The 14,821-nt window shown below is 67.0% G+C and carries 15 protein-coding genes; 13 read left to right on the top strand and 2 right to left on the bottom strand.

The genetic code is table 11. The features are described from left to right. Positions 1-69: 69 nt before the first annotated feature. From mltG to ACMGEZ_RS06295, 6 genes are all read left to right on the top strand, one after another. Complete coding sequence (gene mltG / locus ACMGEZ_RS06270; protein ID WP_436821397.1) at positions 70-1,089, top strand: endolytic transglycosylase MltG; 1,020 nt, start codon at positions 70-72, stop codon at positions 1,087-1,089. Further along, positions 1,086-1,727 (top strand): dTMP kinase, encoded by a 642-nt coding sequence (gene tmk / locus ACMGEZ_RS06275; protein ID WP_436821398.1) that lies wholly within the window; start codon positions 1,086-1,088, stop codon positions 1,725-1,727. Before mltG ends, tmk begins: the two co-directional genes overlap by 4 nt. Further along, positions 1,724-2,743 carry a DNA polymerase III delta subunit-related protein gene (locus ACMGEZ_RS06280; protein ID WP_436821399.1) on the top strand — a complete coding sequence of 340 codons (1,020 nt, stop codon included), beginning with the start codon at positions 1,724-1,726 and terminating at the stop codon, positions 2,741-2,743. Before tmk ends, ACMGEZ_RS06280 begins: the two co-directional genes overlap by 4 nt. Then, complete coding sequence (locus ACMGEZ_RS06285) at positions 2,740-3,114, top strand: PilZ domain-containing protein (RefSeq protein WP_436821400.1); 375 nt, start codon at positions 2,740-2,742, stop codon at positions 3,112-3,114. The genes ACMGEZ_RS06280 and ACMGEZ_RS06285 overlap by 4 nt, the downstream gene beginning before the upstream one ends. A 63-nt stretch (positions 3,115-3,177) precedes the next feature. Beyond that, positions 3,178-3,984, top strand: a complete 807-nt coding sequence (locus ACMGEZ_RS06290) for a TatD family hydrolase (RefSeq protein ID WP_436821401.1) — start codon at positions 3,178-3,180, stop codon at positions 3,982-3,984. After that, positions 3,981-4,643, top strand: a complete 663-nt coding sequence (locus ACMGEZ_RS06295) for an ankyrin repeat domain-containing protein (protein ID WP_436821402.1) — start codon at positions 3,981-3,983, stop codon at positions 4,641-4,643. The genes ACMGEZ_RS06290 and ACMGEZ_RS06295 overlap by 4 nt, the downstream gene beginning before the upstream one ends. 187 nt (positions 4,644-4,830) lie before the next feature. Here ACMGEZ_RS06295 and ACMGEZ_RS06300 read toward each other — a convergent pair whose 3' ends face one another. Further along, a complete protein-coding gene (locus ACMGEZ_RS06300) occupies positions 4,831-5,079 on the bottom strand; it encodes a hypothetical protein (protein WP_436821403.1) in 249 nt (82 codons plus the stop codon). Positions 5,080-5,325: 246 nt separating this feature from the next. Between ACMGEZ_RS06300 and ACMGEZ_RS06305 the strand changes: the two genes are divergently transcribed. From ACMGEZ_RS06305 to ACMGEZ_RS06320, 4 genes are all read left to right on the top strand, one after another. Next, positions 5,326-6,093, top strand: a complete 768-nt coding sequence (locus tag ACMGEZ_RS06305; RefSeq protein WP_436821404.1) for a class II aldolase/adducin family protein — start codon at positions 5,326-5,328, stop codon at positions 6,091-6,093. A gap of 153 nt (positions 6,094-6,246) precedes the next feature. Then, positions 6,247-7,533: an ATP citrate lyase citrate-binding domain-containing protein gene (locus ACMGEZ_RS06310; protein WP_436821405.1), complete on the top strand. Its 1,287-nt coding sequence runs from the start codon at positions 6,247-6,249 to the stop codon at positions 7,531-7,533. Between the two features lie 17 nt (positions 7,534-7,550). Beyond that, positions 7,551-10,274, top strand: a complete 2,724-nt coding sequence (locus tag ACMGEZ_RS06315) for a CoA-binding protein (RefSeq protein WP_436821406.1) — start codon at positions 7,551-7,553, stop codon at positions 10,272-10,274. Positions 10,275-10,357: 83 nt separating this feature from the next. After that, positions 10,358-11,683, top strand: coding sequence for an MFS transporter (locus ACMGEZ_RS06320; protein WP_436821407.1), 1,326 nt, complete (start codon positions 10,358-10,360; stop codon positions 11,681-11,683). A gap of 4 nt (positions 11,684-11,687) precedes the next feature. On the opposite strand, the gene ACMGEZ_RS06325 is transcribed toward ACMGEZ_RS06320, so the two are convergent. Further along, positions 11,688-12,578: a LysR family transcriptional regulator gene (locus ACMGEZ_RS06325; protein ID WP_436821408.1), complete on the bottom strand. Its 891-nt coding sequence runs from the start codon at positions 12,576-12,578 to the stop codon at positions 11,688-11,690. Positions 12,579-12,678: 100 nt separating this feature from the next. On the opposite strand from ACMGEZ_RS06325, the gene ACMGEZ_RS06330 reads away from it, so the two are divergent. The 3 genes from ACMGEZ_RS06330 (at position 12,679) to ACMGEZ_RS06340 (ending at position 14,814) form a co-directional block, all read left to right on the top strand. After that, entirely contained in the window at positions 12,679-13,542 is an 864-nt protein-coding gene (locus ACMGEZ_RS06330) for an SDR family oxidoreductase (protein ID WP_436821409.1), read from the top strand. A gap of 110 nt (positions 13,543-13,652) precedes the next feature. Next, a complete protein-coding gene (locus ACMGEZ_RS06335) occupies positions 13,653-14,132 on the top strand; it encodes an aminoacyl-tRNA deacylase (RefSeq protein ID WP_436821410.1) in 480 nt (159 codons plus the stop codon). A 226-nt stretch (positions 14,133-14,358) separates the two neighbouring features. Next, positions 14,359-14,814 carry a hypothetical protein gene (locus tag ACMGEZ_RS06340; protein ID WP_436821411.1) on the top strand — a complete coding sequence of 152 codons (456 nt, stop codon included), beginning with the start codon at positions 14,359-14,361 and terminating at the stop codon, positions 14,812-14,814. The last annotated feature ends 7 nt before the right edge of the window (positions 14,815-14,821 follow it).

Raw genomic sequence — 14,821 nt, forward strand, 5'->3', positions numbered from 1 at the left:
CCGATCCGTTCCGTTCGGCCCGCAGGGCTACCGCGCTTTCCCCTTCCGTCCGCCGCTCCATTCGCATCCGTGCGCCGCTTCCTTCTCACGCTCTTTCTGCTCGCCGCCTTCGTCGTTCTCGGCGCCGGCGCGGCAGGGCTCTGGTGGGTGCAGCATCCGCTGAAACTGCCTGCGCCCACTGTGGACCTCTCGGTCGAGCCGGGCACCACGCCGCGGGGCGTCGCACAGGCGGTGGCCGATGCAGGCGTGCGCGTGCCGTGGCAGCTGCTCTACGGCTGGTTCCGCTTCTCCGGCCAGGACCGGCAGATCCGCGCCGGCAGCTACGAGCTGGAGCAGGGCGTCACGCCGCGGCTGCTGCTCAACATGCTGGTGCGCGGCGAGGAGGCCACGCGCAGCATCGTGCTGGTCGAGGGCTGGAGCTTCCGCCAGGTACGCGCCGCCCTGGCCAAGGCCGAGCAGCTGAAGCCCGAGACCCTGGGCCAGAGCGACGAGGAGCTGATGGCCCGGCTCGGCAAGCCCGGCGTGCATCCAGAGGGCCGCTTCTTTCCCGACACCTACACCTATTCGAAGGGCTCCACCGACCTCGCGCTGCTGCAGCGGGCGATGCGGGCCATGGACAAGAAACTGGAAGCCGCGTGGGCCGCGCGCGCGTCCGATCTGCCGCTCAAGACGCCCGACGAGGCGCTGATCCTCGCCAGCATCGTCGAGAAGGAGACAGGCGTGGCCAAGGACCGTGCCGAGATCGCGGCCGTGTTTGTCAATCGGCTGCGCGCCGGCATGCCGCTGCAGACCGACCCCACCGTGATCTACGGCCTGGGCATGCGCTTCGACGGCAACCTGCGCAAGAAAGACCTGCAGGCCGACACGCCCTGGAACACCTACCTGCGGCTCGGCCTGCCGCCCACGCCGATTGCCATGCCGGGCAAGGCCGCGCTGCTGGCGGCGGTGCAGCCGGCGCAGAGCAAATCACTGTACTTCGTCTCCCGCGGCGACGGCTCCAGCCACTTCAGCAGTTCGCTCGACGAGCACAACCGGGCTGTGAACCGCTACCAGCGCGGCATCGACACGGCACCACGGAGCGGGCGATGACGCAGCCGGGCCTGTTCCTCACGCTCGAAGGCATCGACGGCGCGGGCAAGTCGAGCCACATCGATGCGCTGGAGGCGCTGTTCAAGGCCCAGGGCCGGCAGGTCACGCGCACGCGCGAGCCGGGCGGCACGCCGCTGGCCGAGACCCTGCGCACGATGGTCCTCACGCAAGCCATGGACCCGCTCACCGAGTCGCTGCTGGTGTTCGCGGCGCGGCGCGACCACATCGTGCAGGTGATCGAGCCCGCGCTGGCGCGGGGAGACGTGGTGCTGTGCGACCGCTTCACCGACGCCACCTTCGCCTATCAGGGCGCAGGGCGCGGCTTCGACACGGCGGTGCTCTCCACGCTGGAGCGGTGGGTGCAGGCGCGCGATGGCGTGTTGCTGCAGCCCGCGGTCACGCTGTGGTTCGACCTGCCCCCCGAGACGGCAGCCGAGCGCCTGGCCGGCGCGCGGCTGCCGGACAAGTTCGAATCGCAGCCGGTGGAGTTCTTCCGCCGCGTCGCCGCCGGCTATGCCGAGCGCGCCGCGTCCGCGCCGCGCTTCGTGCGCATCGACGCGAACCGCCCGCGCGAGCGGGTGTGGCAGCAGATCGAGGTGGCCTTGACCCAGCGTGGCTTGGCCGGCAGCAAGCCATGAGCGACATGACCCCCTCGCCGTGGCTGCGCAAGCCCCTGGTCGAGCTGCTGCGGCAGCGCGGTCACGCCTGGCTGCTGCACGGGCCTTCGGGCCTGGGCCAGTACGAACTGGGCCTGGCGCTCGCGGCCGCGTGGCTCTGCGAGCAGCGGGACGAAGCGGGCGGGCAGGGCGCTTGCGGCCACTGCCCGAGCTGCCATGCGATCGCCGTGCGAACCCATGCCGATCTTTGCGTGCTGATGCCCGAAGTGGCGATGCAGGAGCTGGGCTGGCCGCTCGACGAGAAGAGCCAGGCCGACATCGACGACAAGAAGCGCAAGCCCAGCCGCGAGATCCGCGTCGAGGCGATGCGCGACGCGGTCGGCTTCGCCCAGCGTACCAGCGCGCGCGGGCGCGGCAAGGTCGTGCTGGTCTATCCCGCCGAGCGCATGAACACCATCACCGCCAACGCCTTGCTCAAGACGCTGGAGGAGCCTGTCGGCGACGTGCGCTTCGTGCTGGCCAGCGAGGCCGCCTGGCAGTTGCTGCCCACCATTCGCAGCCGCTGTCTCGGATTCACCTTGCCGTGGCCCGGCGACGACGAGGCGCGCGACTGGCTGGTGGGGCAGGGGGTGCCGGCGGCAGACGCGGCCGCCCTGCTGCGCGCCGCCGGCGGCCGGCCGAGCGATGCGCTGCGGCTCGCCGCCTCGGGCCAGTCGCCCAAGGCCTGGAGCCTGCTGCCCAAGGCCATGCTGCGCGGCGAGGTCGGCGCCCTGGCCGACCATGCGCCGGCCCAGGCCATCAGCGCGCTGCAGAAGCTGTGCCACGACTTGATGACTGTGGACAGCGGCGCCGCGCCGCGCTTTTTCGAAGCCGCGGACCTGCCGGTCGCGCCGCCGAAAGCCGCGCTCGCCCGATGGGCCCGTTCGCTCGCCAATGCGGCAAAAACCGCAGAACATCCTTTCAATGCCGGCCTGATGCTCGAAGCGCTTGTGAGCGAAGCACGAACCACCCTAAACTCCGCCAGCCGCTGCCCATGAACACAACAGCCACCCCCACCCCCGCCGCGCCCGCCCGCCCCAGCGTCATCCAGCTGGCGATCAAGGAAAAGGGCGCGCTCTATGCGGCCTACATCCCGCTGTTCGCCGAAGGCGGCATCTTCATCCCGACCTCGCGCGAGTACCGGCTGGGCGACGACGTCTACGTGCTGCTCACGCTCCCCGAGGACCCGCAGCGCTACCCGGTGGCCGGCAAGGTGGCCTGGATCACGCCTGCGCGTGCGGCCGGCAACCGCGCGCCGGGCGTCGGCATCCGTTTCCCATCGGACGAGAAGTCACGCCAGCTCAAGGCGCGCATCGAAGAGGCGCTCGGCGGCATCGCGGCCTCCGACCGCCCCACTCAGACCATTTGAGTCCGTCTGCATGACGCAGACCGCAGGCGCTGCGGTCGCGCCGCCGTTTTCCGAAATCTTGCGATGTTCACCGACTCCCATTGCCACCTGACCTTCCCCGAGTTCGCCGGCCAGATGCCGCAGATCCGCGAGGCCATGGCCGCCGCGCAGGTCGACCGCGCGCTGTGCATTTGCACGACGCTGGAAGAATTCCCCGAAGTGCAGGCCTTGGCGGCTGGTTTTGACAACTTCTGGGCCAGCGTAGGCGTCCATCCGGACAACGAGGACATCGCAGAGCCTTCGGTGGACGACCTGGTGGCGCGTTCCGCGCTGCCCAAGGTGGTGGCCATCGGTGAGACCGGTCTCGACTACTACCAGATGGAAGAGCGCAAGGGCGGCCGCAGCATCGGCGACCTGGAGTGGCAGCGCGATCGCTTTCGCGTGCACATCCGCGCCGCTCGGCAGGTGCGCAAGCCGCTGATCATCCACACGCGCGAGGCTTCGGCCGACACGCTGGCAATCCTGAAGGAGGAGGGCGAGGATGGCTCGGCAGGGGCCGCGGGCGGCGTGTTCCACTGCTTCACCGAGACGGCCGAGGTGGCACGTGCCGCACTGGACCTGGGTTTCTACATCTCCTTCTCGGGCATCCTGACCTTCAAGAAGGCGCAGGATTTGCGCGACGTAGCCACCTTCGTGCCGCTGGACCGCATGCTGATCGAGACCGACAGCCCCTACCTGGCGCCCGTGCCGTACCGCGGGAAGATCAACAACCCGTCCTACGTGCCTTTTGTTGCTCAGCAGATCGCAGAACTGCGCAAGCTGCCGGTCGAGACCATCGGCCAAGTCACCAGCCATAACTTCGAGATCCTGTTCTCAGGCGTCATGAGATGAAGAAATACTTTAACAAAGCCATTTATCTTGTTGTATTTGCAGCATCTTTCTCACTTCACGCCGGCTCGTTCGACGACTTTTTCCGCGCCGTGCGCAACGACAACGCCGGCGCCATCGTGGATCTGCTGAACCGCGGGTTCGACCCCAACACGCGCGATGAGCAAGGCCAGACGGGCCTGCTGATCGCCATGCGCGAACCATCGCCCAAGGTCATCCAGGTGTTGCTGGATTCACCCAAGACCGACGTGGAGCTGCGCAATGCGAAGGATGAAAGCCCGCTGATGCTGGCCGCACTCAAGGGCCAGCAGGATCTGGTGACGCGGCTGATCGCACGCGACGCGGATGTCAACAAGCCTGGCTGGACACCGCTGCATTACGCAGCCACCGGCGGGCACGTGGCGATCATGAAGCAGCTGCTGGAGAGCTACGCCTTCATCGATGCGCAGTCGCCCAACGGCAGCACGCCGCTGATGATGGCCGCGATGTACGGCTCGAGCGCCGCGGTTCAGTTGTTGCTCGACGAGGGCGCCGATACGGCGATGAAGAACCAGCTCGGCATGACGGCCCTGGACTTCGCCCAGCGTGCCAACCGGCCGGACGCGGTGCGGCTGCTGAGCACCGCAGCTCGGGCGAAGCGGCCGAGCGATGGGAAATGGTGAGCGATGCGCGATTGGGCTGAGCGCTCTCTTATCGGCCGCAAAAAATACAATGTGCATTATGTTAAATCAACCATGCAAGGCCTCCACCCCGGGCTCCCTACCATGAAGACGGCACTGAGGGCCTGACCGTCCGCAGCCTTCGCGAAGCATCGGCTACATCGCGCCCAGTGGACTGCAGAAAGCTGCGCTAGGCGGAGCGATGACGATGCCGCTGGCGACCTTCCACCCAATCCAGCAGCGTCGTGACGATCAGACCGGCGAACGCGGCGAGATCCACGACCAGCATCACGACAACGGTCAGCAGTTGCGGATCGGGCAGATCGAATTCGAGGAGATCCAGGAGTGAGCGCTCCGGCGGAGGGGTCAGGGGCGGAGTCGGGAAGATCATCTCGATCCCGATCAGGCAGGACAGTGAAAGTGTCGCAAGCAGGGACATCCAGGCAAACAGCCGTCGATGTCTTCTGCGCCCGTCTGCTGGTGACCGCATGTCTCTTGGCCCACGATGAATATTGCATTCGAGAATACGTCTTGCGCATTCATCGCCAATAGGCGCTTTGTCATGACTTGCATGGCTGCCATGCACTAGGCTCGGTCGGCGAGTTCCGGGGGCGTTTTCCCTCGTTGAAACCGGCCGCGGTTTCCTGAAAATCGGCCATCCGAACGCAGAGGACCGCGCACCGCCATGAACACCACCACCCATTCCGAAATCCAGAAGCTCGTCTCCGCCGAGGAATGGCAACTGCGCGTGGACCTCGCGGCCTGCTACCGGCTCGTCGCCCTTCACGGCTGGAGCGACCTCGTCTTCACCCACATCAGCGCGCGCGTGCCGGGGCCCGAGCACCATTTCCTGATCAACCCCTACGGGCTGATGTTCGACGAGATCACTGCGTCCAGCCTGGTCAAGGTGGACCAGGATTGCAACAAGGTGATCACCTCGCCCTACCCTGTCAATCCCGCCGGCTTCGTCATTCATAGCGCCATCCATGCGGCGCGGCCGGACATCCAGTGCGTGCTGCACACCCACACGCGAGCGGGCATCGCCGTCAGCGCGCAAAAAAGCGGCGTGCTGCCGATCAGCCAGCAGTCCACCTTCGTGCTGGCCTCGCTGGCCTATCACGACTACGAGGGCGTGGCCTTCCGCGACGACGAGAAGCCGCGGCTGCAGGCCGACATGGGCGAAGCGAACTTCCTGATGCTGCGCAACCACGGCCTGCTGACCGTGGGCCGGACCATCGCCGACGCCTTCCTCTCGATGTACACCTTCGAGAACACCTGCCAGATCCAGATCGCCGCACAGGCGGGCGGCGGCGAGCTCACTCATGTGGATCCCCGCATCATCGAAGGCGTCGGCCAGGCGCTGAAGGTGCAGACCGGCGGCCTAGGTGGCGCCTTCGTCTGGCCCGCATTGATCCGCAAGCTCGACCGCATCGATCCGAGCTACAAGGACTAGCGGCGGGCCGCAACAGGCACTTTCTCGCCACCCGTACTTACCCTCACCGTACTGACGGCGGATCGACAGCTTCGATTCCTACGATTTCTCCGAGGCCTCCCGAGACGCGGGCAGCCCACGGCGCAGTTCGCGCACTCACAGGAGACATCGACCATGCAGATCACCGGCATGTTGCACGGCGCACGCCTGCTGCACTTCGCGGGCTTTCCCGCCACCGAGGTGCTGGGCCCCGCGGCCAGCGAAGAGGAAATCAAGGCGCTGATCGACAAGTACGGGCTCATCTTCGTCAAGCCCGTCTTCAAGGGCGGCATCGGCAAGAAGGGCAAGGCCGGCCTGCTGGGCCGTGCGAGCGACCTGAAGACCGCGCTGGCCGAGAAGGAGCGCCTCTACTTTGCCGAGCACACGGTCGGCCATGTCAAGGCCAAGGCCAACGGCGTGACCTTCGAGGCCGGCGTGCCGGCCAAGCACGAGGTCTACTTTTCCATCAGCGATTCCACCCGCTTCCGCGCGCCGACCATGACGCTCACGCACATGGGCGGCATGGACATCGAGGAGCTGGACAAGACCCAGGTCGCGACGGTGCCCTTCGACCCGCTCACCGGCCTGAAGGCCTTCGTGGTGGCCAACGCGCTGACCGAGATCGGGGCGCCCAAGGAGATCATCTCGCCGCTGGTGCAGCAGCTCCCCAAGCTGTGGGAGCTGTTCCACGACTTCGGCATGACCACGCTGGAGCTCAACCCGATCCGCATGCGCGAAGACAAAAAGGGCCGCCTCACCCCGGTCGCCTGCGACTTCAAGTGTGGTTTCGACCGCGACGACCCGCGCTGGCTTCGCCTGGGACTGCCGCCGCATCTGTTCGCGGCCGACTACTCCGATTTCGAACAGGAGATCAACACCCTGCGCACGCACCAGGGCCAGAGCGACGTCTACGTGATCAACGACAACGGCACGGTGCTCGCTCCCACCTTCGGCGGCGGCGCCAACTCGCTGGTGACCGAGATGCTGGGCGACGACGCGATCATCAGCTCCGACTTCGGCGGCAACCCGCCCTACGAGAAGATGAAGGAGGTGGCGCGCATCTGCTTCAAGCATTGGCTGAAGCAGGCCAACGTGCTCTTCATCATCGGCGGCAAGAGCAACAACACCGACATCTTCGAGACCCTGCGCGCGATGGCCGATGCGCTGCGCGAGCACTTCAGCCAGCACGGGCCGACGCCGCTGTACGTGGTGCTGGGACGCGGCGGGCCGAACCTGGTGCGCGGCATGGGCGCCCTGCGCGACACCTGCGATGCGCTCGGCCTGCCCTACCGACTCTTCGGCTTCGACTCCGACATGAGCGAGGTGATCCAGTTCGCCCGCAAGGTCAACGCGTGGATGAAGGACGGCGGGCGCGAGCAGGTCGCCGCGCGACTCGGCATCCCGGCCGCAACGGTCGCTTGAAAAGGGAGGACAGCATCATGCAATCCAGCTGGCAGAAGACAGGCGTGGGCGACTTCAAGTACCACGTGGGCATCAGCTCGCTCACGCAGGTCGCCTCGCGCGAGGACCGCGTCTGCGTGCTCAACATCCTGGGCGGCGAATCGAGCGACGTGACGCCGGTGAGCCATGCCTACTCGGGCGGCAACGTGGTCTTCGGCACCGCGCCCGGCAAGGGCGGCGCGGTGCTGGAGACGCCGATCGGCGAGATCCCCGTCTTCAACAACGTGCGCGACGGGCTGGCGGCGGGCCACCGCTTCAACTGCGGCGTGGTGTACCTGCCGCCCTCGGCGGCGCGCGACGGCGTGGCTGAATTGATCCGCGTGAACCCGGAGCTGCGCAAGATCTTCATCATCACCGAGAAGATCGCCGTGCACGACGCACGCGAGATCCGCGCCATGGGCCAGCAGAACGGCATCGACATCTTCGGTGCAAATGGCCTGGGCGTGGCCGACTCGTGGAACCAGGTGCGCATCGGCGGCGCCCTGGGCGGCGACAAGCCCGGCGACTCGCTGCGGCCGGGCTCGATCGCGATCTTCTCGAACTCGGGCGGCTTCTCCACCACCATCGCGCAGTACCTGCGCATGGCAGGCTGGGGCACCACCACGGTGATCTCCTCGGGCAAGGATGTCTACATCCACTACGCCGCGCCCGAGTTCGCCTTCGCGCTCGCCAACGACGCGCGCAGCAAGGCGGCGGTGCTGTACTGCGAGCCGGGCGGCTACTACGAACTGGACGCGAAGTTCACCAAGCCGGTCGTCGCCTGCGTGGTCGGACGCTGGAAGAGCAAGCTCACACGCGCGGTCGGCCATGCCGGCGCAATGGCGGGCGGCTCGGACGACGCGCTGGCCAAGGAGCGCTGGTTCATGGAGAAGTTCGGCGTCGACGCGATCTTCACGCCCGAAAACCCGGTGTTCTCGGCCAAGGGCGCGCTGGTTACCAACATCGCCCACATCCCGGCCGCGCTCACGGCGGTGATGCGCGCCAACGCCACGCTGCCCGACTTCGCGCCAGAGGGCACGCTGGAACTCAAGCCCTGGTTCGGTTCCGACGAGGGGCTGGACTTGCCGGAAGCGCTGCGTCCACCCGTTGTGCAGGCGCTGGCGCCTTACGGCGAACAGGTGGCGCTGCTCAACACGCAGATCGGCGGCGTGGTGCCGCGCCAGACGATGAAGGACGCATCCGGCGCCTCGCAGATGGATGCGAAAACGCAGGTCAGCAGCCTGCATGGCACCAGCATGCTGGACGCGGCCACGCTCTCGCTGGAGTCCAACGTGGCGCTCGCGCTGCTGCACGACGCTGGCGGCGAGAACGACCGCCGGTTGATCGCGCCCGCGATCGCGGCGCATGTCAATCTGCACGGCCGCCCCGAGCTCGCAGCGGCGCAAGCGAGCCGCGAGGCCGGCAATGCGCCGAATGCGGTGCTGGCCGCGGCGGCCGCCATCGTCGGGCCCAAGCGCCAGCAGGCGGCGCGCGAGGCGCTGGGCTTCATGCTCGAGCGCTTCCATGCCGCGGGCCTGGGCAACGAGTTCGGCGCCTCGCTCAGCGACAGCTTCGACATCGCGCAGATCGACATGGTGGCCGCACCAACGCTCACGAGCGACGCGCCAGACGCCCGCGCCCAGGCCCTGCTGGCCGGCGTGCAGGCGCGCGGCGGACGTTCGGTCTTCCTGCGTTGGCTGCAGAGCCTCCCCGGCCACCCGACCGAGGCGGCTGTGCTGGCCGCGATCTCGGCCACTCTCGCCTGGGGGCCGCTGTCGCGCAAGCGCATCTCGCTGCTGACGGCGCAGAACTTCCCGTGGTGGCTGCAGCTCTTCGGCACGCTGATCGGTGCCTCGGCGCATGCCGCGCGGCATGAGGAAGGCCGCTTCTGCGGCATCGCGCAGCAGCAAATGCTGGAGAGCGCGAGCCTCGGCGAGATCGCCTTCGCCGCCCTCCTCGGCCGCACGCCCGGCGAGGCCGACCTGTTCGCCTTCCAGACGCTGGTCGGCCTGCTGCTGACCAACGGCCCAGGCGCGATCTCGGCCCAGGGTGCCAAGGGCGCGGTATCGGCAGACGGGCCCGAGCAGCCCGAGCGGGTACAGCTCAACAAGGCGCTGGTCGGCTTCCTCACGCACACCGGTTATGCGCATGGCGGCAACGGCTACGAGGGCATCGCCTACCTGATCGAGCAGTTCAAGGGGAGCGGCCTCGAGGACCCGGGCGCGCCCGACCACGGCGTCGATCTCCAGGCCCTGGCCACGAAGGCGGTGGACCAGTACGCGCAGTACAAGAGGCGAAAGAAGAGCGCCGGCAGCCTGGACATCGCCAAGCTGCCGGGCGTGAACCACCCGGTCTTCAAGGACAAGCCGGTCAACCTCGACCCGCGCGAGGTCTTCATCGCGAAATTGCGCGAGTCGCGCGGCGACCACAACGTCTTCCACGACTTCTACCGTGCGCTGGTGCAGCAGCTCTTCGATGCCGGCGTCTCGCGCAACGTCTACTGCGTGAACGTCGATGCGGTGATCGCCGCCCTGCTCCTCAAGATGCTGTGGAAGCCGCTGCAGTCCGGCGAGATCGGCGAGCGCGATCTCGAGACGGCCGCGTTCACGATCTTCCTGTACCCGCGCATGCTGGGCTGCGCCGCCGAGATCGACGACCACCTCAACCGCGGCCGCAACATGGATACGCGCACGGTCGCATCGCTCTGCAAGTTCGTGGCCTGAACAGGCGCGAATTCAGCTGCAGGTCAGGGTGCCGCAAGCACGCCTGAGCTAGGGTGAACCTCATACACCACTGGAGAGTCCCCATGAATTCAGCCATCCTGGCCGACGGCGCACCCGCGCCTGCGCCAAGCTCCAAGGTCGGCGCTGTGCTGCGCGTCACGAGCGGCAACTTCCTCGAGCAGTTCGACTTCTTCCTGTTCGGCTTCTACGCGACCTCGATCGCCCACGCCTTCTTCCCGTCCGGCAGCGACTTCGCATCGCTGATGCTGACCTTCGCGGTCTTCGGCGCCGGTTTCCTGATGCGCCCGCTGGGCGCCATCGTGCTGGGCGCCTACATCGACGAGGTCGGCCGCCGCAAGGGCCTGATCGTCACGCTCGCGATCATGGCCAGCGGCACGGTGCTGATCGCCTTCGTGCCCGGCTACGCCACGATCGGCCTGGCCGCACCCGCGCTGGTGCTGCTCGGCCGCTTGCTGCAGGGCTTCTCCGCAGGGGCCGAGCTGGGCGGCGTCTCGGTCTACCTGTCGGAGATGGCCCCGCCCGGCCAGAAGGGCTTCTACACGGCGTGGCAGTCGGCCAGCCAGCAGGTCGCGATCGTGCTGGCCTCGGCGCTGGGCTTCGCGCTCAACGCGCTGATGCCGGCCGAGGCGCTGATGGCCTGGGGTTGGCGCATCCCCTTCTTCATCGGCTGCATGATCATTCCCTGCATCTTCGTGCTGCGCCGCTCGCTGCAGGAGACCGAGGCGTTCCGGGCCGGAACCCACCATCCCACTACGCGCGAAGTGGCCGTGTCGCTGCGGCAGAACTGGCGCATCGTGCTGGCCGGGATGCTGCTGGTGGCGATGACGACCGCCACCTTCTACCTGATCACCGTGTACACGCCCACCTTCGGACGCACCGTGCTGCACCTGAGCGCGAAAGACAGCCTGCTCGTCACGCTGCTGGTTGCCGTCTCCAACTTCTTCTGGCTGCCGGTGGGCGGGGCGATTTCCGATCGCGTCGGCCGCAGGCCCATGCTGATCGCCATGAGCGTGCTGGCCATCCTCACGGCCTACCCTGCGATGTCGTGGCTGGCCGCGGCGCCGAGCTTCGGCCGCCTGCTCGACGTGCTGCTGTGGTTCTCCTTCCTGTTCGGCATGTACAACGGCGCGATGGTGGTCGCGCTCACCGAGGTGATGCCGATGCAGGTGCGCGTGGTCGGCTTCTCGCTCGCCTACAGCCTGGCCACCGCGCTCTTCGGCGGCTTCACGCCGGCGGTGTCGACCTGGCTGATCGAGGCCACGGCGGACAAGGCGGCGCCCGCCTGCTGGATCAGCATCGCGGCGCTGTGCGGCCTGGCGGCGACGCTGGTGCTGTACCGGCGGCGGGCCGCGCCCCACTCAAGTGAACTACACCTGGACCTTCGCTGATCTCTCAATCGATAAAGGACGCCAGTTCATCGGGAGACCCCGTGGGAAAGGCTTCTTTCAAGAAATCCATGAAAGTCGAAACGCGGGCGCTCAGCAGCCTGCGCGACGGATACAGCGCCCAGAGCGCAACTTCAGGTCCGTCGATGTCACCCCAATGCACCAACTTTCCAGCGGCCAGGTCCGGCGTCACGAGAGACAGGGGCAGGCGTGCAGCCCCGACGCCCGCTCGGACAGCGTCGCGCACCATGAACAACGAGGCCAAGCGCAACACGGGTTCCACGGCAATGCGCTTCTTGCCAGAGGGGCCGTTCAATTGCCATGACGCTGTCTGAGCGCCGGCTCCTCGCACAACGGCCGGCACAGGCGCCTTGCCTGCCGGTCGCGCGAGGCTCGGGCTCGCAACCACGACAAGCCGGTCTCTCATGAAGATCCGCCCTACCAAGCTCGCATCAGGGTCCGGGTTGACCCGGATCACCAGGTCGTAGCCCTCTTCCACCATATCGACAGCCCGATCTTCACTGGTGACCTCGAGCCGGATCTCGCGATGCCTGAGCGCAAATCGGGCAGCGAGTCTTCCCATCGCTGCCTGCGAGAAGAGCACTGGCGCACTCACCCGCAAGCTGCCTCGCGGCGTGTCACAGCCGGACGCGATCGCAGCCGCCGTCTCGTCGATTTCCGTCAGCAACACGGTAGTCCTCTCGTAGAGCGCGCGTCCTTCCTCCGTGAGCTTCAGCGCCCGCGCTCCCCGCTCGAACAGACGCAGGTTGAGCCCGCTTTCAAGGTCTGCGACCCGACGGGACAGCGTCGCCTTCGGGCGGCCCGTTTCGCGGGCCGCACGCCCGAACCCACCATGCTTTGCGACGAGGTTGAAGTCAGCCAGGGCGAGCAGATCCATGTGTTCCACCTTTGAGACGAAGTGTCCAAATATAAGGGCTAGTGCCCCAATCGCGGAACGATGAAGATCTGGGCTTCCTCAACGAAACCGGAGTTTTTCCATGACGATTCTCATCACGGGCGCAAGCGGCACCGTCGGCCGCCAAGTCGTCCAGCAACTCACCCAGCGCGGAGCTACTGTCCGCGCGCTCGTTCGCGATCCGTCGAAAACCACCTTCCCGGCAGGTGTCGAAGTCGTGCAGGGCGACCTGCTGGACGTGGAAGCGCTGCGCCGCGCCCTGACCGGTGTGTCTACGCTGTTCATGCTCAACGGCGTGGTCCCGGACGAGTTCACGCAGGCCCTGGTCACGCTCAACCTGGCGCGCGAAGCGGGCATCGAGCGGATCGTCTACCTGTCCGTGATCCACAGCGACCGGTACCTGAACGTTCCCCACTTCGCGGGCAAGTTCGGTGTCGAGCGGATGCTCGAGCAGATGGGTTTCGGCGCCACCATCCTGCGGCCGGCCTACTTCATGCAGAACGAATTCACCATCAAGGATGTCGTTCTCGGGCACGGTGTCTATCCGATGCCGATCGGTGGCAAGGGGCTGGCGATGATCGACGCACGCGACATCGCAGAAATTGCGGCCATCGAACTGCTCCGCCGCGACCGAGCGCCCGGAACGCTCCCGCTGAACCGGATCAATCTGGTCGGTCCCGACACGCTGACGGGCGCAGACGTCGCCGGCATCTGGTCGAACGTGCTGGGGCGTCCGGTCGCTTACGGCGGCGACGACACCGCTGGCTTCGAGAAGAACCTCCTGAACTTCATGCCGAGCTGGATGGCGTACGACATGCGCCTCATGAGCGAACGTTTCCTGACGGAAGGAATGATCCCGGAGGCCGGCGACGTCGAACGCCTGACGACGCTCCTGGGGCGACCGCTGCGCTCGTATCGCGATTTCGCTTCCGAGCTTTCGGCCTAGCCTGACCGCCGGCCGATCAACCCCTTGCGATCGGCAGGCCCTCGGCGCAAACTGGCGGGTCGACCCGGGCCGCATCGGGTCCGGTCGTCCACTTCGCACAAGGAGATGCCATGTCCATCCCTGCGCATCTGACCCGCTACCTCGAGGAGCGCGGCACCGGTTACGAGATCTGGACGCACGAGCACAGCCGCAGCAGCGCGGAGACGGCGCGCAGCGCCCACGTGCCTCCGAGCCAATTGGCCAAGTCGGTCATCCTGCAGGACGACGAGGGCTGCGTGATGGCCGTGCTGCCCGCCGACCGGGTCCTCATGGTGGGCGAGTTCTCCCGCCTCGCCGGCCGCTACCGGCTCCGCCTGGCCGACGAGGATCGCATCGCCTCGCTGTTCGAGGACTGCGAGCGCGGCGCCGTGCCGCCCGTGGGCATGGCCTGGGGCATCCCCACGATCGTCGACGACGAACTCGAAAGCAGCGAGGTCGTCTACATGGAGGTCGGCGACCACGAGCGACTGCTGCGGATGTCGCACGATCAGTTCCACGAGCTGATGCGCGCCCAGCCGCACGGGATGTTCAGCAAGTCGCCGATGCATTGAGGGCGTGGACCGGCTGCGCGCGCGTGTAGGCATTTCGTCCTCATCTCATCGTTGCTCGGGGCCTGCCGGATCCGCGCGTGCGCATGACATGAAGATGGCACCGGCCCAATCGCCCCACCCGGCTGGGGAGATTGCCACCGAAGTCAGGTCCCGGTGGCAAGCCTTCCTAGAATTTCCGTCGACGATTCACAACCGGCCTGCCCTCCTCGCCCACCCCAAGATACCCATGCACGAGATCGACTTGCCCGCCCAGACGGCGGCGGTTCGCAACGTTCTTGCCAAGCATGGGATCCATCCCGCCCTGGCCTTGCTCAACGACAGGACACCGTACCGTTACACGGCGATCTACAAGCTGCGCGGCGAGACCATGGAAGCGGTCCATGTGTTCGACCGCAATGCCGAGTACCGCAGCTGGCTCAAGGCCGTGCCGCTGGACAGGAGCTTCTGCCAGTTCGCGATCCGCGAGGGCGAGTTCAAGACCCGCCATGCCTCCGAGGACCGGGGTCTGGTGAGCCCCTACGACGGGCTCGTCGAGTCCTACTACGGCCGGCTGCTGAGGCGCGAGGACGGCTCGCCCTACGGCACCTTCATCCATTTCGATGTGGAGCCGCGCAGCATTCCGGAGGGAGAAGCGGCCTTCCTCCAGGACGTCGTCCCCCTCTTCCTCGACTACCTCGATTGAGCGCGCG

The organism is Variovorax stachyos, from assembly GCF_051400855.1.
GTDB lineage: Bacteria > Pseudomonadota > Gammaproteobacteria > Burkholderiales > Burkholderiaceae_C > Variovorax.